Source organism: Streptomyces sp. A2-16 (assembly GCF_018128905.1).
Taxonomy (GTDB): Bacteria; Actinomycetota; Actinomycetes; order Streptomycetales; family Streptomycetaceae; genus Streptomyces.
Map to the genome: position 1 here is coordinate 7,116,729 of NZ_CP063808.1, position 19,165 is coordinate 7,135,893.

Annotated in this window: 20 protein-coding genes; 9 read left to right on the forward strand and 11 right to left on the reverse strand. The window is 70.5% G+C overall.

What is annotated here, in order from left to right; translation table 11 throughout:
• Nucleotides 1–103: 103 nt before the first annotated feature.
• The 4 genes from IOD14_RS31975 to IOD14_RS31985 form a co-directional block, all read right to left on the reverse strand.
• On the reverse strand, nucleotides 104–622 hold the full coding sequence (locus tag IOD14_RS31975) for a histidine phosphatase family protein (RefSeq protein WP_123988278.1): 519 nt from the start codon (nucleotides 620–622) through the stop codon (nucleotides 104–106).
• 65 nt (nucleotides 623–687) lie between these two features.
• Nucleotides 688–894: a hypothetical protein gene (locus IOD14_RS31980; protein WP_123988279.1), complete on the reverse strand. Its 207-nt coding sequence runs from the start codon at nucleotides 892–894 to the stop codon at nucleotides 688–690.
• Between the two features lie 176 nt (nucleotides 895–1,070).
• Nucleotides 1,071–1,187, reverse strand: coding sequence for an SGM_5486 family transporter-associated protein (locus IOD14_RS44805; RefSeq protein ID WP_123988280.1), 117 nt, complete (start codon nucleotides 1,185–1,187; stop codon nucleotides 1,071–1,073).
• 48 nt (nucleotides 1,188–1,235) lie between these two features.
• The gene (locus tag IOD14_RS31985) at nucleotides 1,236–2,582 is read right to left on the reverse strand and encodes a CynX/NimT family MFS transporter (protein WP_123988281.1); all 1,347 of its coding nucleotides are present in this window, start codon (nucleotides 2,580–2,582) and stop codon (nucleotides 1,236–1,238) included.
• A 70-nt stretch (nucleotides 2,583–2,652) separates the two neighbouring features.
• Between IOD14_RS31985 and IOD14_RS31990 the strand changes: the two genes are divergently transcribed.
• On the forward strand, nucleotides 2,653–3,348 hold the full coding sequence (locus IOD14_RS31990; protein ID WP_123988282.1) for a FadR/GntR family transcriptional regulator: 696 nt from the start codon (nucleotides 2,653–2,655) through the stop codon (nucleotides 3,346–3,348).
• Here IOD14_RS31990 and IOD14_RS31995 read toward each other — a convergent pair.
• The 3 genes from IOD14_RS31995 to fabG form a co-directional block, all read right to left on the reverse strand.
• Complete coding sequence (locus IOD14_RS31995) at nucleotides 3,323–3,676, reverse strand: hypothetical protein (protein ID WP_212672172.1); 354 nt, start codon at nucleotides 3,674–3,676, stop codon at nucleotides 3,323–3,325. The genes IOD14_RS31990 and IOD14_RS31995 overlap by 26 nt on opposite strands.
• Before the next feature lie 153 nt (nucleotides 3,677–3,829).
• A complete protein-coding gene (gene fabI / locus IOD14_RS32000) occupies nucleotides 3,830–4,597 on the reverse strand; it encodes an enoyl-ACP reductase FabI (protein WP_123988284.1) in 768 nt (255 codons plus the stop codon).
• Between the two features lie 5 nt (nucleotides 4,598–4,602).
• Nucleotides 4,603–5,307 carry a 3-oxoacyl-[acyl-carrier-protein] reductase gene (gene fabG, locus IOD14_RS32005; RefSeq protein ID WP_057618188.1) on the reverse strand — a complete coding sequence of 235 codons (705 nt, stop codon included), beginning with the start codon at nucleotides 5,305–5,307 and terminating at the stop codon, nucleotides 4,603–4,605.
• A gap of 268 nt (nucleotides 5,308–5,575) precedes the next feature.
• Here fabG and IOD14_RS32010 point away from each other — a divergent pair, with 268 nt between their 5' ends.
• The 3 genes from IOD14_RS32010 to tyrS are packed head-to-tail and all read left to right on the forward strand — an operon-like array spanning nucleotide 5,576 to nucleotide 9,816.
• Nucleotides 5,576–7,099 carry a TldD/PmbA family protein gene (locus IOD14_RS32010; RefSeq protein ID WP_123988285.1) on the forward strand — a complete coding sequence of 508 codons (1,524 nt, stop codon included), beginning with the start codon at nucleotides 5,576–5,578 and terminating at the stop codon, nucleotides 7,097–7,099.
• Entirely contained in the window at nucleotides 7,096–8,490 is a 1,395-nt protein-coding gene (locus IOD14_RS32015) for a metallopeptidase TldD-related protein (RefSeq protein WP_212672173.1), read from the forward strand. Before IOD14_RS32010 ends, IOD14_RS32015 begins: the two co-directional genes overlap by 4 nt.
• 57 nt (nucleotides 8,491–8,547) lie before the next feature.
• Entirely contained in the window at nucleotides 8,548–9,816 is a 1,269-nt protein-coding gene (gene tyrS / locus IOD14_RS32020; RefSeq protein ID WP_123988287.1) for a tyrosine--tRNA ligase, read from the forward strand.
• 59 nt (nucleotides 9,817–9,875) lie between these two features.
• Here tyrS and IOD14_RS32025 read toward each other — a convergent pair whose 3' ends face one another.
• A complete protein-coding gene (locus IOD14_RS32025) occupies nucleotides 9,876–10,154 on the reverse strand; it encodes a GlsB/YeaQ/YmgE family stress response membrane protein (protein ID WP_123988288.1) in 279 nt (92 codons plus the stop codon).
• 245 nt (nucleotides 10,155–10,399) lie between these two features.
• On the opposite strand from IOD14_RS32025, the gene IOD14_RS32030 reads away from it, so the two are divergent.
• Both IOD14_RS32030 and IOD14_RS32035 read left to right on the forward strand, forming a co-directional pair.
• A complete protein-coding gene (locus IOD14_RS32030) occupies nucleotides 10,400–10,798 on the forward strand; it encodes a DUF3099 domain-containing protein (RefSeq protein WP_123988289.1) in 399 nt (132 codons plus the stop codon).
• A 191-nt stretch (nucleotides 10,799–10,989) separates the two neighbouring features.
• Entirely contained in the window at nucleotides 10,990–11,208 is a 219-nt protein-coding gene (locus IOD14_RS32035; RefSeq protein ID WP_123988290.1) for a hypothetical protein, read from the forward strand.
• On the opposite strand, the gene moaA is transcribed toward IOD14_RS32035, so the two are convergent.
• From moaA to IOD14_RS32050, 3 genes are all read right to left on the reverse strand, one after another.
• Nucleotides 11,205–12,194: a GTP 3',8-cyclase MoaA gene (gene moaA / locus IOD14_RS32040; protein ID WP_212672174.1), complete on the reverse strand. Its 990-nt coding sequence runs from the start codon at nucleotides 12,192–12,194 to the stop codon at nucleotides 11,205–11,207. The genes IOD14_RS32035 and moaA overlap by 4 nt on opposite strands.
• A gap of 155 nt (nucleotides 12,195–12,349) precedes the next feature.
• Nucleotides 12,350–13,969, reverse strand: a complete 1,620-nt coding sequence (locus tag IOD14_RS32045; protein WP_123988292.1) for a cation acetate symporter — start codon at nucleotides 13,967–13,969, stop codon at nucleotides 12,350–12,352.
• Nucleotides 13,966–14,322 carry a DUF485 domain-containing protein gene (locus tag IOD14_RS32050; protein ID WP_212672175.1) on the reverse strand — a complete coding sequence of 119 codons (357 nt, stop codon included), beginning with the start codon at nucleotides 14,320–14,322 and terminating at the stop codon, nucleotides 13,966–13,968. The genes IOD14_RS32045 and IOD14_RS32050 overlap by 4 nt, the downstream gene beginning before the upstream one ends.
• 253 nt (nucleotides 14,323–14,575) lie before the next feature.
• Here IOD14_RS32050 and IOD14_RS32055 point away from each other — a divergent pair, with 253 nt between their 5' ends.
• From IOD14_RS32055 to IOD14_RS32065, 3 genes are all read left to right on the forward strand, one after another.
• Complete coding sequence (locus IOD14_RS32055) at nucleotides 14,576–16,114, forward strand: S8 family serine peptidase (protein ID WP_123988294.1); 1,539 nt, start codon at nucleotides 14,576–14,578, stop codon at nucleotides 16,112–16,114.
• Nucleotides 16,115–16,196: 82 nt separating this feature from the next.
• Nucleotides 16,197–17,762 carry a S8 family serine peptidase gene (locus tag IOD14_RS32060; protein WP_123988295.1) on the forward strand — a complete coding sequence of 522 codons (1,566 nt, stop codon included), beginning with the start codon at nucleotides 16,197–16,199 and terminating at the stop codon, nucleotides 17,760–17,762.
• A gap of 61 nt (nucleotides 17,763–17,823) precedes the next feature.
• Entirely contained in the window at nucleotides 17,824–19,164 is a 1,341-nt protein-coding gene (locus tag IOD14_RS32065; protein WP_212672176.1) for a CoA transferase, read from the forward strand.
• Nucleotide 19,165: the final 1 nt, after the last annotated feature.

The window sequence follows — 19,165 nt, forward strand, 5'->3', positions numbered from 1 at the left end:
GGGGGATGGCTGCCCCTCCGGCGCGACGGACGGGCAGGGGCCCGGCACCCTCACGGTGCCGGGCCCCTGCAATGTCTCGCGCGGGTCGGGAATCAGGTCGTCGTCAGTCGGTCGGCGCCCAGTAGTCGACGAGGGTGGCCACGCCCGGCTCCAGGGCCTTCCAGGGGCCGCTGAACGACAGGACGGCGAAGGCTGCGGCGGGGAAGCCGCGGCCGCTCATCCGCTCACGGGCCTCCCCCTCGGCGGCGCCCGCGAGGACGTCGGCGAGGCCTTGGATCCCCGGATTGTGGCCGATCAGGACGGCGTTGCGCACGTCGTCCGGGGTTTCGTTGAGAACGGCGATCAGCTCGCCGGGAGAGGCCTCGTAGATCCGCTCCTCGTAGACGGTTTTCGGCCGGTGCGGGAACTCCTGCACGGCGAGCTTCCAGGTCTCACGGGTCCGGGTCGCGGTGGAGCAGAGGGCCAGGTCGAAGGGGATACCGGAGTCGACCAGCCGTCGCCCGGCTTCCGCTGCATCTTTCCGGCCCCGGTCGGCGAGCGGCCGCTCGTGGTCGGTGACCTGTGGCCAGTCGGCTTTCGCATGCCGGAAAAGGACAATCCTGCGGGGATCTGCGACGCTCATGGGATCCAGCTTCGCATGAAACAGGCCATGGGGCGCAGGGAGTTGACGGGCGGCTTCGCGGGTGCTCAGCGCGTCAGCAGCTGCTGCAGGCGCTCCAGGAAGTGGGTGACGACGGGGTCGCCGGAGGCCGCCTGCGCGTCGGACGGATTGAGGATGAGGGCCAGGAGCACCACGAAGGCGAGCGTCGGCAGTGCCAGGGCCCACCAGGGCAGTCGGATGTCCACGCCGCCCCGGGACGCCGGGTGGGGCGGGGTGTGCGTAGGGGCCGACATGAGTGCCTCCGCTGGTCTTCGAGTCCTGCGTGGTCCGCCGCTCGCGGCCACAACTCGAAGGTACGGAAGCGGGCGCCCTCAACCCATCCGGTGATCCACCCAGTTGACCCTGACACTCACCCCCTAGGGGACAGGGGGGTTAACCCCACCGCCGCTCCGGGAAACGGGTGAGCGGGTCAGGGCGAGGCGATCGTCGCGATGACCGCGATGACGACGAAGATGGCGAGGAACGAGCCGAAGACCAGCAGCATCTTCTTCTGGCCGTTCTGGGGATTCGGGTCGAGCACTGGCATACGGCCAGTGTTGCACCCCGGTCTCTTACCAAGCCTGCCGGGGTGACCTCAACGGGCCGCCTCGTCCTCCACCGTGCGGTCGCGGCCCGCGAGCACTCCGACCGCCATCTGCGGGACCATCAGGCCGATCATGAGGGCGATCGGCAGGCCCCAGCCGCCGCTGTGCTGGTAGAGCACACCGACCAGGAGCGGTCCCGGGATGGAGATCAGATAGCCGGTGCTCTGCGCGAACGCGGACAGCTGGGCGACACCGGCGCCGGTCCTGGCCCGCATGCCGACCATGGTGAGCGCCAGCGGGAAGGCGCAGTTGGACACACCGAGCAGGACGGCCCAGGCCCAGGCCCCGCCCGCCGGGGCGAGGTACAGGCCCGCGTACCCGGCCAGACCGCAGACGCCGAGCGCGATCACGATCGGGCCCTGGTGCGGCAGCCTGGTGGCCACGCGCGGGATGACGAAGGCCAGGGGGACGCCCATGACCATCGTGACCGCCAGCAGCAGCCCTGCGGTGCCCGCGGGCACGCCCGCGTCCCGGAAGATCTGCGCCATCCAGCCCATGGTGATGTAGGCGGCGGTGGCCTGGAGCCCGAAGAAGACGGCGAGCGCCCAGGCGGTCCGGCTCCGCGTGATCCGCAGCGCGGGCGGCTCCACGCGCGCGTGCACCTGCCGGACGGGGCCGGCGCCCTGCACACGCGTGTGCACGCTCTGCGCCGCCCGCGGTTCCGTGGCCGCCGGTCCCCGGTCCCGCACGAGCGGGATCCACGGCAGTACGGCCGCGGCGGCCAGGCCCGCCCACACCGCGAGCCCCGACTGCCAGCTGCCGCCCAGCGCCTCGGTCACCGGAACGGTCACGGCGGCCGCCGCCGCGGTGCCGAGCGCCAGGGCCATCGAGTACAGGCCGGTCATGGAGCCGACCCGGTCCGGGAACCAGCGCTTGACGATGACCGGCATCAGGACGTTGCTGACGGCGATGCCCATGAGGGTGAGGGCACTGGCGGCCAGGAAGCCCGCCGTGGAGCCCGTGTACGGCCGTACGAGCAGGCCCGTCGTGATGGCGACCATGCCCGCGCACACCACCGCGCCCGCGCCGAAGCGACGGGCCAGGCGCGGGGCCATGACCCCGAACACGGCGAAGCACAGCGGGGGCACCGAGGTGAGCAGGCCGGCCATGCTGCCGCTCATGCCGAGCCCGTCGCGGACCTCTTCGAGCAGGGCGCCGAGGCTGGTGATGGCGGGGCGGAGGTTGAGGGCGGACAGCACGATGCCGACGACGACCAGGCGTACCGCCCACGCGCGCGGCGCGGACACCAGGGGTCCCCCTTCGGGCGGGGTCGTGGAACCGCGTGCGGTCGTGGGCTTCACTGTCCGGGTTTCCTCGCGCGCCATGACACCCATCATAGAATCATAGGATGATTGGTTGTCCATCCCCGGGGCGCCGGAATCCGTCCCGTCCATGCGAAGGTGTGCCATGCCCCTGAGCCATCCCCGCCGCTCGGCACTGTCCGAGCAGGTCATCGCCGCGCTGCGCAACCAGATCACCTCGGGCGAGTGGCCGGTCGGCTCCCGGATCCCGACCGAGCCCGAGCTGGTCGAGCAGCTCGGGGTCGCCCGCAACACCGTCCGCGAGGCCGTCCGCGCGCTCGCGCACAACGGTCTGCTGGACATCCGCCAGGGCTCGGGGACGTACGTCGTGGCGACCAGCGAGCTGGCCGGCGTGATGCACCGCAGGTTCGCCGACGCGGAGCCCCGGCACATCGCCGAGCTGCGTTCCACGCTGGAGTCGTCCGCGGCCCGGCTGGCCGCCGAGCGGCGCACCGAGAAGGACCTCAAGCAGCTCGACGCGCTCCTGGTGCGGCGCGAGGAGGCCTGGGAGTCGGGGGACGCGGAGGCCTTCGTCACGGCGGACGCCACCTTCCACCTGGCCGTGGTGGCCGCCTCGCACAACGACGTGATGACCGAGATGTACGCGGACCTCGGCGAGGTGCTGCGGGACTGGCTGCGCGAGGACGTCGGCGAGGAGCTGACGCCGGAGACGTACATGGACCACACGCGGCTCGTCGACGCGATCCGCGCGGGCGACGCGCCGGCGGCCGCCGAGGAGGCCGCCGGCTACCCCTTCCTGTGCCGTCCGGGACGGTTCAGCGCGCCAGCTTCCGGTGGCTGACCCACACCGAGCGGACCTCCTTCCAGCACCGGCCGGTCAGCCGCACGGTCTGCGCGGGCCCGGCCGCGACCTCGGCGCTGTCGCTGTCGAGGTCCCACCAGCGGTCGCACTCGATGTGCAGGCGGACACCGTCGGTGCGCGGATAGGGGTTGTGGCAGTAGGTGGTCACTCGGGAGCCGGCGACCCTGCTGCGGCAGGAGGCACCGAACAGCTCCGCAGCGGGAGCTCCGGGCTCCTCCACGCGTGCGTGCGACATCGCTTCGTACGACAGGGACATCACGAGACAGACGGCTGCGGTCACTGAGGCCAGACTGCGGGACAGGCGCACAAGGGGACCTCCTCGGCCGTACTGGGGAGGGAAGCGCGAGGTGAACGCGTAATCCAGAGTGCCCAGTTGCCGGCCGTGCGCGCCCGGCCTGGTAGGCCGAACGGGGGACGCCCCGCTCCCAGGGGGAACGGGGCGTCGACGACGTGCGGGAGATCAGGCGCCGATGGCGTGCAGGCCGCCGTCCACGTGGATGATCTCGCCCGTGGTCTTCGGGAACCAGTCGCTCAGCAGGGCGACGATGCCCTTGCCGGCCGGCTCCGGGTCCTTGAGGTCCCACTCCAGCGGGGAGCGGTTGTCCCACACGGAGGCCAGGTCCGCGAAGCCCGGGATGGACTTGGCGGCCATGGAGGCGAGCGGGCCCGCGGAGATGAGGTTGCAGCGGATGTTCTGCTTGCCCAGGTCGCGGGCGACGTAGCGGCTGGTGGCCTCCAGGGCGGCCTTGGCCGGGCCCATCCAGTCGTACTGCGGCCAGGCGAACTGCGCGTCGAAGGTGAGGCCGACGACCGAGCCGCCGTTCTGCATCAGCGGCAGGCAGGCCATGGTCAGCGACTTCAGGGAGTACGCCGAGACGTGCATGGCGGTGGCCACGGACTCGAACGGGGTGTTCAGGAAGTTGCCGCCGAGCGCGTCCTGCGGCGCGAAGCCGATGGAGTGCACGACGCCGTCGAGGCCGCCGAGCTCCTCGCCGACCACGTCGGCCAGGCGGCCCATGTGCTCGTCGTTGGTGACGTCGAGCTCGATGACCTTGGTGGGCTTGGGGAGCTTCTTGGCGATGCGCTCGGTCAGCGTCGGCCGCGGGAACGCGGTCAGGATGATCTCCGCGCCCTGCTCCTGGGCCAGCTTCGCGGCGTGGAACGCGATGGAGGACTCCATCAGCACACCGGTGATCAGGACGCGCTTGCCCTCGAGAATTCCGCTCATGGTGTTCAGTGACCCATTCCCAGTCCGCCGTCAACGGGGATGACGGCTCCAGTGATGTACGAGGCGTCGTCCGAGGCCAGGAACCGCACCGTCGCGGCGACCTCCTCGGGCTGCGCGTAACGACCGAGCGGCACCTGCTTCACGATGCCCTCACGCTGCTCGTCGGTGAGCACCTTGGTCATGTCGGTGTCGACGAAGCCGGGCGCGACGACGTTGAAGGTGATGTTGCGCGAGCCCAGCTCACGGGCGAGGGAGCGCGCGAAGCCGACCAGGGCGGCCTTGGAGGCGGCGTAGTTGGCCTGGCCGGGGCCGCCGTAGAGGCCGACGACCGAGGAGATCAGGACGACGCGGCCCTTCTTCGCGCGCAGCATGCCGCGGTTGGCGCGCTTGACGACGCGGAAGGTGCCGGTGAGGTTGGTGTCGACGACCGAGGTGAAGTCCTCCTCGGACATGCGCATCAGGAGCTGGTCCTTGGTGATGCCGGCGTTGGCGATCAGGACCTCGACCGGGCCGTGCTCGGCCTCGATCTCCTTGTAGGCCTGCTCCACCTGCTCGGAGTCGGTGATGTCGCACTTGACCGCGAGGAAGCCGGCCGGCGGCTCACCCGAGCGGTAGGTGATGGCGACCTTGTCGCCGGCGTCGGCGAAAGCACGGGCGATGGCGAGGCCGATGCCCCGGTTGCCTCCGGTGACGAGAACCGAGCGGCTCAACGGATCACCCTTTCCATAGGGGTCTGACACACCCGCCCGAACACCTGGATGACAGGCGGCTTCTCTGAAAACCTATCGGGCCGCTCCCGTCGGAGGACATTCGGGCACCGACAGTGGCTTACGGGACTCGCTGTCGGGTCCCTACAGAAAGTTGCCGACGGCGGTCACAAACGTGTGGTCCGCGCACCCGTCGCCGCGACATGATCGGAGCAGCCGTCGCCCGCCCTCACGCCGGACGCCCACCACAACAGGACAGGAAGAGACCCAGGTGCCTCATACGATCGACGAAGCCTTCACAGCGCTTCCCCTACGTGCTCTCGCCGACGCCGCGCTGGCACGCGCGCGTGCGCTCGGGGCCGAGCACGCGGACTTCCGGTTCGAGCGGGTGCGCAGCGCGTCCTGGCGGCTCAGGGACGCCAAGCCGTCCGGATCCTCGGACACCACCGACCTCGGGTACGCGGTGCGGGTCGTGCACGGCGGCACCTGGGGCTTCGCCTCGGGCGTGGACCTGACGCTGGACGCCGCCGCCAAGGTCGCCTCGCAGGCCGTGGCGATGGCGAAGCTCTCCGCCCAGGTGATCCGCGCGGCCGGTTCCGACGAGCGCGTCGAGCTCGCCGACGAGCCCGTGCACGCCGATCGCACCTGGATCTCCTCGTACGAGATCGATCCGTTCTCCGTGCCGGACGAGGAGAAGGCGGCGCTGCTCGCGGACTGGAGCGCGCGCCTGCTGGCGGCGGACGGGGTCAACCACGTCGACGCCTCCCTGCTCACCGTGCACGAGAACAAGTTCTACGCGGACACCGCGGGCACGGTCACCACACAGCAGCGGGTCCGCCTGCATCCGTCGCTGACGGCCGTGTCGGTCGACGAGTCCAGCGGCGAGTTCGACTCCATGCGCACCATCGCGCCGCCGGTCGGACGCGGCTGGGAGTACCTCACGGGCACCGGCTGGGACTGGGAGAGCGAGCTGGAGCAGATCCCGGAGCTGCTCGCCGAGAAGATGCGGGCGCCCAGCGTCGAGGCGGGCCTGTACGACCTCGTGGTCGACCCGTCGAACCTGTGGCTGACCATCCACGAGTCCATCGGCCACGCCACCGAGCTGGACCGCGCGCTCGGCTACGAGGCGGCCTACGCCGGGACCTCCTTCGCCACCTTCGACCAGCTCGGCAAGCTGCGCTACGGCTCCGAGCTGATGAACGTCACCGGTGACCGCACCGCCGAACACGGCCTCGCGACCATCGGCTACGACGACGAGGGCGTCGCGGGCCAGTCCTGGGACCTGGTGAAGGACGGCACCCTCGTCGGCTACCAGCTGGACCGGCGGATCGCGAGGCTGACCGGGTTCGAGCGCTCCAACGGGTGCGCCTACGCCGACTCCCCCGGGCACGTCCCGGTGCAGCGCATGGCCAACGTGTCGCTCCGGCCCGACCCGGCCGGGCTGTCGACGGAGGACCTGATCGGCAGCGTGGACCGCGGGATCTACGTCGTCGGGGACCGGTCCTGGTCGATCGACATGCAGCGCTACAACTTCCAGTTCACCGGCCAGCGGTTCTTCAGGATCGAGAACGGGCGGATCACCGGACAGCTGCGGGACGTCGCCTACCAGGCGACGACCACCGACTTCTGGGGCTCGATGGCCGCGGTGGGCGGACCGCAGACCTATGTCCTCGGCGGCGCCTTCAACTGCGGCAAGGCCCAGCCCGGCCAGGTCGCGGCCGTCTCGCACGGCTGCCCGTCGGCCCTGTTCAAGGGCGTCAACATTCTGAACACCACGCAGGAGGCCGGTCGATGAGCGCCCGCAGCAACAAGCCGCACGAGATCGTCGAGCGGGCGCTGGAGCTGTCCACCGCCGACGGCTGTGTCGTGATCGCCGACGAGCAGTCGACCGCCAACCTGCGCTGGGCGGGCAACGCGCTCACCACGAACGGTGTCACGCGCGGGCGCACCCTCACGGTCGTCGCGACGGTCGACGGCAAGGAGGGCACCGCCACCGGGGTGGTCTCCCGGTCCGCGGTGACCGCGGACGAACTGGAGCCGCTGGTGCGGGCCGCCGAGGCGGCCGCACGCGGTGCCGGGCCCGCCGAGGACGCCCAGCCGCTGGTCACGGGGGTACCGGAGTCCCCGGACTTCACCGACGCGCCCGCCGAGACCTCCTCGGCCGTCTTCGCCGACTTCGCGCCGGCCCTCGGTGAGGCCTTCGCACGCGCGCGTGCGGGCAGCCGCGAGCTGTACGGCTTCGCCAACCACGAACTCGTGTCGACCTATGTGGGCACGTCCACGGGGCTGCGGCTGCGCCACGACCAGCCCAACGGCACCCTGGAGCTGAACGCCAAGTCCCCCGACCGCACCCGCTCGGCCTGGGCCGGACGCTCCACGCGGGACTTCAAGGACGTCGACCCGGCGGCGCTGGACGCCGAGCTCGCCGTACGGCTCGGATGGGCCGAGCGGCGCGTCCCGCTGCCCGCCGGGCGGTACGAGACGCTGCTGCCGCCCACCGCGGTCGCCGACCTGCTGATCTACCAGCTGTGGTCGGCGTCGGGGCGGGACGCGGCCGAGGGAAGGACGGTGTTCTCCAAGCCGGGCGGCGGCACCCGGGTCGGCGAGCGGCTGACCGAGCTGCCCCTGACCCTGCGCAGCGACCCGAACGAGCCGGGCCTGGAGTCCGCGCCCTTCGTGGTCGCGCACTCCTCCGGGGGCGACCAGTCGGTGTTCGACAACGGTCTGCCGGTCGCGGCCACCGACTGGATCCGCGAGGGCGAGCTGGCGCATCTGATGACGACCCGGCACAGCGCGGGTCTGACCGGGCTGCCCGTCGCCCCGGCGGCCGGCAACCTCGTCCTCGACGGCGGCTCGGACCTCTCCCTGGAGGAGATGGTCGCGAACACCGCGCGCGGGCTGCTGCTGACCTGCCTCTGGTACATCCGCGAGGTCGACCCGGCCACGCTGCTGCTGACCGGTCTGACCCGGGACGGGGTGTACCTCGTCGAGAACGGCGAGGTGACCGGCGAGGTCAACAACTTCCGGTTCAACGAGTCGCCGGTCGGCCTGCTGGGGCGGGCGACGGAGGCGGGACGGACCGAGAAGACGCTGCCGAGGGAGTGGAGCGACTACTTCACCAGGGCCGCGATGCCGGCGCTGCGGGTGCCGGATTTCAATATGAGTTCTGTCAGTCAGGGCGTATAACCTCGTAGCCGGTAGTCACTCGACTGCCCGAGGACCTTTCTAGGAGATACGAGAACCGTGACGGACATCGTCGACGAGCTGAAGTGGCGTGGGCTGTGGGCCCTGTCCACTGACGAGGACGCTTTGCGCAAGGCGCTCGCGGACGGTCCCGTCACGTTCTATTGCGGTTTCGACCCGACCGCGGCCTCTCTCCACGTCGGTCACCTGGTGCAGGTCCTCACCATGCGCCGGCTCCAGCAGGCGGGCCTGCGCCCGCTGGCGCTGGTGGGCGGGGCGACCGGCCAGATCGGCGACCCGCGCCCCACGGCCGAGCGCACGCTGAACGACCCGGAGACGGTCGCGAACTGGGTGACCCGGCTGCGCGCGCAGATCGAGCCGTTCCTGTCCTTCGAGGGCGAGAACGCCGCGGTCATGGTGAACAACCTGGACTGGACGGCCGGGATGTCGGCCATCGAGTTCCTGCGGGACATCGGCAAGCACTTCCGCGTCAACAAGATGCTCACCAAGGACTCGGTCGCGCGCCGGCTGGAGTCCCAGGAGGGCATCAGCTACACGGAGTTCAGCTACCAGCTGCTCCAGGGCATGGACTTCCTGGAGCTGTACCGGCGCTACGGCTGCACCCTCCAGCAGGGCGGCAGCGACCAGTGGGGCAACCTCACGGCGGGCCTTGACCTGATCCACCGGCTGGAGCCGGACGCCTCGGTGCACTGTCTGGCCACGCCGCTGATGGTCAAGGCGGACGGCACCAAGTTCGGCAAGACTGAGGGCGGCGCCGTCTGGCTCGACCCGGAGATGACGACGCCGTACGCGTTCTACCAGTTCTGGCTGAACGTGGACGACCGGGACATCTCGACCTACATGCGCATCCTGTCCTTCAGGTCCCGCGAGGAGCTGGAGGAGCTGGAGAAGCAGACCGAGGAGCGGCCGCAGGCCCGGGCCGCCCAGCGGGCGCTGGCGGAGGAGCTGACGACGCTGGTGCACGGCGCCGACCAGACGGCCGCGGTGATCGCCGCTTCGAGGGCGCTGTTCGGTCAGGGCGAGCTGGCGGAGCTGGACGAGAAGACGCTGACCGCGGCGCTCTCCGAGGTGCCGCACATCCGGGTCGCGGAGCTCGGTGCCGTGGTGGACCTGTTCGCCGAGGTCGGCCTCGTGGCCAGCAAGTCGGCCGCGCGGCGGACGGTGAAGGAGGGCGGGGCCTACGTGAACAACGTCAAGGTCGCGGCCGAGGACGCCGTTCCCGCCAAGGAGGACCTGCTGCACGGTCGCTGGCTGGTGCTGCGCCGGGGCAAGAAGAACCTGGCGGCGGTCGAGGTCACGTCCGCGTAGATCTTGATACGACGATGGGGCGCCCTCCGCGCGGAGGGCGCCCCATCGTCGTACCGCTCTCAGGTCCGGTGTTTCCGCTTGCCCAGCGTCGCCATGTAGAGCATGTCGCCGAGGGCGACGATGATGATCGCGGCGATGAGCTGGAAGGCGTGGCGGGTCCAGTCGATTCCGGAGGTCGCCTCCACGCCGGCTGCGCGAGCGATGGCGTTGCCGGCGATGGCGCCGAGCATGCCGAAGATGGTGGTCAGCCAGAGGGGACTGTGCTGCTTGCCGGGGATGATCGCCTTCGCGATCAGGCCCAGCACGAATCCCACGATGATCGCCCACAACCAGCCCATGGCTGCCTCCTCGTACGGCTCTACGTGAGCATTACGGCCAGTGTCGGTCCGTTCGCGCTACGCCGCATGTCGGGTACGGCCGTACGCGCCGGGCGTGAGCGCGTTCGCCCAGGCGGGAGGTGCCCCGGTCTCGTAGGCGGCGCAGGCGCGGCGTAACGTGGGAGTGGTCCGGGCCCGGTACCTCCACCGGGTACGGAGCGGATGGGGAGCGGGGAGAGTCCGATGCCGGCGGATGGTGGAATGTGATGCGGAAGCAGCATGGCAGCGGCAGCGCCCAGGTGTTCCGGATCACCGGAGCACGGACGAGCCTCCAGGAGGACGTGCGCGGACGTCAGCGCCGGTACGTCATCTCGATGACGGTCCGTACGTTGTCCGTGGTGCTCGCGGCCACGCTCTGGAACGTCGAACGGCACGTCGCCATCGTGGCGCTGGTGCTGGGGGCGGTTCTGCCCTATATCGCCGTCGTCATCGCCAACGCGGGGCGGGAGAACGCGCCCTCGCTGCCGTCGACCTTCGTCACCGCCCCGACCCGTCCGATGATCATGGGGCCGCGGGACGAGGACGGCTTCGCGGAACCCGCGCCGGAAGACGGTGCGAGGGGGGCGGCGCCGGGCGCACGCGGCGAACCGCGCGAGCGGACGTGACAGGTCTGCTCGACACCAAGCTCAAGAAAAGCTCAGATCAATCATGTTGTTCCGGTGCCGGGCCAAGGGTTACCCGTGACATACTTCGTACGCGCTCCGCATCCCCCGTCGGAGCGACGGACCGACGCCGGGCAGCTCCCCCCGTGGCTGCTCGGCGTCGCCTTTTCCACCCCGCTTGTGAGACGAAATCCGTGAGTGACGAGACCCCGATCTGCTCTGCCAAGGGCTGTCGCGCCGACGCCGTGTGGGTGCTCGCGTGGAACAACCCGAAGATCCACACTCCGGAGCGGCGGAAGACGTGGCTGGCCTGTGAGGAGCACCGGGAGCATCTCTCGCAGTTCCTCGGGGTGCGGGGTTTCCTCAAGGACGTCGTGAAGTTCGAGGAGTGGCAGGCGCCCGAAGGGGCCTAGCCGCCGATCGCCGACATGGGCCGGTCCGGCTGGACGAAGGTCGGGTCGTCCAGACCCGCGCCGGCCTTCTTGCCCCACATCGCCTCGCGCCAGATACGGGCGATCTCCTCGTCGCCGGCGTCGGAGCGCAGGGCCGCGCGCAGGTCGGTCTCCTCCTGGGCGAACAGGCAGGTGCGTATCTGGCCGTCGGCGGTGAGACGGGTGCGGTCGCAGGCCGCGCAGAACGGGCGGGTGACGGAGGCGATGACGCCGACCACATGGGGGCCGCCGTCGACGATCCAGCGCTCCGCGGGGGCCGAGCCGCGCTTCTCCTCGCCCTCCTCGGTGAGGTCGAAGCGGGTGCGCAGGGAGGTCAGGATGTCCCCGGCGGTGATCATGCCGTCGCGCTTCCAGCCGTGCTGGGCGTCCAGCGGCATCTGCTCGATGAAGCGCAGTTCGTAGTCGTGCTCGATCGCCCAGGCCAGCAGGTCCGGGGCCTCGTCGTCGTTGAGACCCGGCATCAGCACGCTGTTGACCTTGACCGGGGTCAGGCCTGCCTCGCGGGCGGCCCGCATGCCCTCCAGGACGTCGTGGTGGCGGTCCCGGCGGGTGAGGGTCTTGAAGACGTCCGGGCGCAGGGTGTCCAAGGAGACGTTGACCCGGTCCAGGCCCGCCGCCTTGAGCGCGGCCGCGGTGCGCTTGAGACCGATGCCGTTCGTCGTCAGGGACATCTGGGGGCGGGGCTCCAGGGCCGCCACACGCTCCACGATGCCGACCAGGCCGGGGCGCAGCAGGGGCTCGCCGCCGGTGAAGCGGACCTCTTCGATGCCGAGGGAGGTGACGGCGATGTCGATCAGGCGGACGATCTCGTCGTCGGTGAGCAGGTCCGGCTTGGCCAGCCACTGCAGGCCCTCTTCCGGCATGCAGTACGTGCACCGCAGATTGCAGCGGTCGGTCAGCGAGACCCGCAGGTCGGTGGCCTGCCGGCCGTAGGTGTCGATGAGCACGTGGGCCCCCTCCCTCGTCGCGGATCTGTGCGGGACTCATCTTTTCGGTTACGTGCGAGCCTACGTGACGTCACTGACAACGACAGTGCCCGATCCCACGACGTACGAAGCGGCCGTGTCGTAGAGACCTACGACACGGCCGCTCAGGGGGCGGGTCAGTGGGCGCCGGTGCCGGTCAGGGACCGGACCTCCAGCTCCGCGTACTTGTCCTTGTCCGGCTCCTCCTTGGAGAGGTAGGTGCCGAGGATGCCGAGCAGGAAACCGACCGGGATCGAGATGAGGCCCGGGTTCTCCAGCGGGAACCAGTGGAAGTCGACGTCCGGGAACATCGAGGTGGGCTTGCCGGAGACGACCGGCGAGAACAGCACCAGGCCGACCGCCGTGACGAGGCCGCCGTAGATCGACCACAGGGCGCCCGAGGTGGTGAACCGCTTCCAGAAGAGGCTGTAGATGATCGTCGGCAGGTTTGCCGAGGCGGCGACCGCGAAGGCGAGCGCGACGAGTCCCGCGACGTTGAGGTCGCGGGCGAGGGCGCCCAGCAGGATGGAGACCGCGCCGATGCCGACGGTGGCCCAGCGGGCCGCGCTCATCTCCTGCTTCTCGGTGGCCTGGCCCCGCTTGATGACGTTCGCGTAGATGTCGTGGGCGAAGGACGAGGACGAGGCCAGGGTGAGTCCGGCGACGACCGCGAGGATGGTGGCGAAGGCGACCGCCGAGATGGTCGCCAGCAGGATCGCGCCCCAGTTGGAGTCGACGCCGCCCAGATGCAGTGCCAGCAGTGGCGCCGCCGTGTTGCCCGCCTTGTTGGAGGCGATGATCTCGTCCGGCTTGATGAGGGCCGCGGCCCCGAAGCCGAGGGCGAGGGTCATCAGGTAGAAGGCGCCGATCAGGCCGATGGCCCAGATGACCGACTTACGGGCGGCCTTGGCGGTGGGCACCGTGTAGAAGCGGATCAGGATGTGCGGCAGTCCTGCGGTGCCGAGGACCAGGGCGATGCCGAGCGAGATGAAGTCCAGCTTGGTCGTGCCCGTGGCGCCGTACTTCAGGCCCGGCTCCAGGAAGGCCGCGCCCTTGCCGCTGTTGTCGGCGGCGGAGCCCAGCAGGTCGGAGACGTTGAAGTCGAACTTCAGCAGCACCAGGAAGGTCAGCAGCAGGGCGCCCGCGATCAGCAGGACGGCCTTGACCATCTGGACCCAGGTGGTGCCCTTCATGCCGCCGATGGTGACGTACACGATCATCAGGACGCCGACCAGGGCGACGATGCCGATCTTGCCGCCGTCGCTGGTGATGCCGAGCAGCAGGGAGACCAGGACGCCCGCGCCCGCCATCTGGGCCAGCAGGTAGAAGATCGAGACCACGATGGTGGAGGTGCCGGCCGCGGTGCGGACGGGTCGCTGACGCATCCGGTACGCCAGCACGTCACCCATCGTGTAGCGGCCGGAGTTGCGCAGCGGTTCGGCGACCAGGAGCAGGGCGACGAGCCAGGCGACCAGGAAGCCGATGGAGTACAGGAAGCCGTCGTAGCCGAAGAGGGCGATGGCGCCCGCGATGCCGAGGAAGGACGCGGCCGACATGTAGTCGCCGGAGACGGCGAGTCCGTTCTGGAAACCGGTGAACTGGCGGCCGCCCGCGTAGAAGTCGGAGGCGTCCTTGGTCTGGCGTCCGGCCCAGACCGTGATGACGAGGGTCGCGACGACGAAGACCGCGAACAGGCTGATGATCAGCGGCCGGTGCTCGCTGGCCTCGCCTGCGGCAAGGGTGATCGCGGGACTCATTCTCCGCCCTCCATCCGGGACTTGATGGCCTCGGCCTTGGGGTCGAACTTGGCGGCGGCGACGCGCGAGTACCACCAGGCGATGAGGAACGTGGTCAGGAACTGGGCGAGACCGAGGACCAGGGCGACGTTGATGTTGCCGAAGAGCTTGGTGCCCATGAAGTCGCCCGCGTAGTTGGACAGCAGGACGTACAGCAGGTACCAGGCGATGAAACCGACGGTGAGCGGAAAGGCGAAGGAGCGGTAGGAGCGGCGCAGTTCACCGAACTCCGCGCTCTCCTGAACCTCGGTGAACTCCGCCGCGGTGGGGAGCTTATGGGTCTCTTTCGAGGGTGGCGGTGCGTCGGTGGCCACGGAGTCTCCTCGCGTTGCGGGTGCGGTTGTGACGGGGATCGGGGGCGAGTGTCCTCGCGTTCCCTGTTCAAGGTCACGGCGCCGCGCTGGGCCCGGTTCAACTCGCTTTGCTTCTTTCCGAACTCACCTTGGGGAAGTCATTGCTGGCCAGCGACTTCGGGAGATAGCTTCGGCCTGCACCACCCGTCATGTACCTGCCCGAGCGACACCTGCGTCTCGGGCCGGTTTCGTTTCCGGATGATGTGGAGACCCCATGTCCCAGCCGCGTTCCAGACGTTCGCGACGCAGCCTCGCGCTGGCCGTGCCCGTCGTGCTGTCCCTCACGGCCTCGCTCGGCCTCCTGCCCTCGGTGGCCTCGGCCGCTCCGGCGGGAGAGACCGCGGCACAGGCCGCGGACGCGACGAATCTGTCGTACGTCGTCAACACCAAGGTGGACCACCGCACGATCGCGTCGGTGAAGAAGGCGATACCGGCGGCCGGCGGCACCGTCGTGATCGCGTACGAGAAGATCGGTGTGATCGTCGTCCACTCCTCCGCGCCGGACTTCGCGCAGAAGATCCGCAAGGTGCGCGGGGTGCAGTCGGCCGGTGCGACCCGCACCTCGGCGCTGACCCCGGCGGGCACGACGGACGAGGGCGCTGTCCAGGTCCTGTCGGCCGCACAGGCCGCGAAGGTCGCCAAGGCCTCGGCCGCGACGCCGGACGCCGAGCCCCTCGAGGCCGACCAGTGGGATCTGCGCGCGATAGGCGCCGACAAGGCGGCCAGGATCAACCCGGGCAGCCGCAAGGTGACCGTCGCCGTGATCGACACCGGCGTCGACGACACCCACCCCGACATCGCGCCCAACTTCTCCGCCTCCCAGTCGGCCAACTGCGACGGCGGTGTCCCGAACACCAGCGAGGGCGCCTGGCGGCCGTACACCGCCGACGACTACCACGGCACCCACGTGGCCGGTGAGATCGCCGCGGCCCGCAACGGCATCGGTGTGGCGGGGGTCGCCCCCGGCGTGAAGGTCTCGGCCATCAACGTGACCGACCGGAGCAACGGCCTCTTCTACCCGGAGAGCGTCGTGTGCGCGTTCGTGTTCGCCGCGGACCACGGCGTCGAGATCACGAACAACAGCTACTACGTTGATCCATGGCTGTACAACTGCATGGACGACCCCGATCAGCGGGCCATTGTTGATTCGGTCAACAGGGCGCAGCGGTACGCGCAGAAGAAGGGCACGCTCAGCCTGGCGTCGGCAGGCAACTCCAACGACGACCTGGACTCCGACGCGCTCGTCGACGACTCCAGCCCCGACGACTCCACTCCGGTGGAGCGCACCGTCGACCCGCACGAGTGCTTCGACGTACCGACGCAGCTGCCCGGTGTCGTCACGGTCAGCGCGACGGGCGTCAAGAACCTCAAGTCGTACTACTCCTCGTACGGCAAGGGCGTCATCGACGTCGCCGCGCCCGGTGGCGACCGGCTCTACCAGATCCCGGACACGCCGTCGCAGAACGGCCGCATCCTGTCCACCATGCCGAACGGCGCGTACGGCTTCCTGCAGGGCACCTCGATGGCCTCGCCGCACGCCGCGGGCGTCGCAGCGCTCCTGAAGTCGACGCACCCCAAGGCGAGCCCGGCCCAGCTGCAGGCGCTCCTCAAGGCGCAGGCGAACGCCACGAGCTGCCCCGCCTCGTACGACCAGGACGGCGACGGCACACAGGACGCGGTGTGCGTGGGCGGCACCCGGGTCAACGGGTTCTACGGCTTCGGCATCGTCAACGCGCTGCGCGCGGTCAAGTGACGTGCCCGTCCCGCCACTTCGTCCGACCCGCACCACCCGCACGGACCGCTTGTACCGAGAACGAACTGGAGAGACTCTCATCATGACAGGGCCCCACGCGCGCTACCGGCGCACGCTCGCGATCCCGCTCGGTATGGCCATCGCGACGGCCATGGCGTTCCTGCCGGGCGCCACGGCGTCCGCGGCCGGGCACCCGGCCACCGCGGCCGGTGCCACCGGTGCCGTCAGCGACGTGCTAGCCTCCGCCGCGGCGGACGGCACGGCGCTCAGCTACGTCGTCAACGTCCGCCCCGGACACGGTCCCTCTGCGAAGGTGAAGAAGGCCATCGCCGCGGCCGGCGGCACGATCGTGACGTCGTACGACCAGATCGGCGTGATCGTCGTCCACTCGTCGAACCCCGACTTCGCCAAGACGATCCGCAAGGTCCGCGGGGTCGAGTCGGCGGGCAACACGCGCAACGCGCCGCTGCCCGCGCAGTCGACGACCGACGAGGGGACGCCGAAGGCGCTCAGTTCGGCGCAGATGGCCGCGGCGCAGGCCGCCGCCGACGCCGGCCAGGACCCGCTGGAGTCGTTGCAGTGGGACCTGCCCGCCATCAAGGCGGACAAGGCGCACGAGAAGTCGCTCGGCAGCAAGAAGGTGACCGTCGCCGTGATCGACACCGGCGTGGACGACACCCACCCGGACCTCGCGCCGAACTTCGACCGGGCCGCGTCCGTCAACTGTGTGACGGGCAAGCCGGACACCACCGACGGGGCCTGGCGGCCGAGCGCCGCGGAGAGCCCGCACGGCACGCACGTGGCCGGTGAGATCGCGGCCGCCAAGAACGGCGTCGGCATGACCGGTGTCGCGCCCGGTGTGAAGGTGGCGGGCATCAAGGTGTCGACCACCGCCGGCTACTTCTACACGGAGGCCGTGGTCTGCGGCTTCATGTGGGCGGCCACGCACGGCGTCGACGTCACCAACAACAGCTATTACACGGACCCGTGGTACTTCAACTGCACCGACGACCCGGACCAGAAGGCCCTTGTGGACGCGATCACCCGGGCCTCGCGGTACGCGGAGAAGCGGGGTGTGGTCAACGTCGCCGCGGCCGGCAACGAGAACTACGACCTGGCGGCCGACGAGATCACCGACCCGGTCTCGCCGAACGACGGCACGCCCTCGGACCGGGTGATCGACCCGTCCGAGTGCTTCGACATACCGACGCAGCTGCCGGGCGTCGTGACGGTCGCCGCGACCGGGGCGAAGGGCATCAAGTCGTCCTTCTCCAACTACGGTCTGGGCACCATCGACGTGGCCGCGCCCGGCGGCGACTCGACGGCCTACCAGACGCCCGCGCCGCCCGCGACCAGCGGTCTGATCCTGGGCACGCTGCCCGGCGGCAAGTGGGGGTACATGGCGGGTACGTCGATGGCCTCGCCGCACGCCGCGGCCGTGGCCGCCCTGATCAAGTCGACGCACCCGTACGCCCCGCCGGCCCTGGTGAAGGCGCTGCTGTACGCCGAGGCCGACGCCACGCCGTGCACGGACCCGTACGACATCAACGGCGACGGCAAGGTCGACGCGGTGTGCGAGGGATCCAAGAACCGCAACGGCTTCTACGGCTGGGGCACGGTGGACGCGCTGGACGCCGTGACGAAGTAGCGGCAAGGGTCGATCAAGGTCGATCTGTATATTGATTGAGTCAATACTGCATAGTGCAGTCATGACTGCAATCAAGTTCGTGGTGAGGGAAGGCGCCCTTCAGGGGCGCCTTCCCGTGCAGGAGCTGGCGCGGACCTGTGTGGGCGAGTGCGCCCTGGCCGCCGCCGAACTGGGCGCACGGCGAGCGGGGCTCGCCCGGGTGCCGGCGGTACAGGTGGACGACGGGGCGGTCGCCACCGCGTTCCTGAGCGAGCGTCATCTGTTGATCGGCGGTCGCGCGCCGGTCACCTTCGCACCGCTGTCCCGGTTCTGGCGGACGGCGGACGGATGGGTGCGGACGCACGCGAACTACCCGCACCACCGGGCACGGCTGCTCGACGCCCTGGGGGTGCCGGAGGACCCGGCAGCCGTGGAAGCGGCGCTCGCCGAGCGGTCCGCCCTGGACGTCGAGGAAGCCGTGCACGCGGCCGGGGGTCTCGCCGTGGCCCTGCGCTCTCCCGAGGAGTGGGCCGCGCACCCGCAGGCGGCCGAGGTGGCGAAACGGCCCCTGGTCGAACGGGAGCGGCCGGACACGGCACCCGCGCGCACCTTCGCCCCGGTCGGCGCCTCTCCCCTGCTGCCGGCCGCCGGCCTGCGCGTGCTGGACCTGACACGGGTCCTCGCGGGCCCGGTCGCCACCCGGACGCTCGCCCTGCTCGGCGCGGACGTCCTGCGCCTGGACGCGCCCCGGCTGCCCGAACTGCCGGACCAGCACGCCGACACCGGCTTCGGGAAGCGGTCGGCGACGCTCGACCTGGCCGTCGACCGGCAGCACTTCGAGGAGTTGCTCGCGGCGGCGGACGTGGTCGTCACCGGGTACCGGCCCGGCGCGCTCGACCGGTTCGGGCTGTCTCCCGAGGCGCTGGCCGAGCGGCGGCCGGGCCTGGTCGTCGCGCAGTTGTCGGCGTGGGGTGCGTACGGCCCGTGGCGGGAACGGCGGGGCTTCGACAGCCTCGTGCAGGCGGCCACCGGGATCGCGGTGCTGGAGGGTTCGGCGGCGCGGCCGGGCGCGCTGCCCGCGCAGGCCCTCGACCACGGCACGGGCTATCTGCTGGCGGCGGCCGTACTGCGGGCGTTGAGGGAGCAGTCGTACGAGGGCGGGAGCCGGTTCGTCAGGTTGGCACTCGCACGGACGGCCCTGTGGCTGACGGACGGCCTCGACGGCCCGGACGGCATGGCCGCGGCGGATGGGCGGAGAGGCTCGTACGACGGTCCCGGGCCCTGGTTGTCGCAGACGGACAGCGCGCTCGGGCGGCTGCGGTACGCGCTGTCGCCGGTCTCGTTCGAGGGCGGCCCCGCGGACTGGGGCCGACCACCGGTGCCGTGGGGCACGGATGCGGCACGCTGGGCCCAGCAGTTCTGAA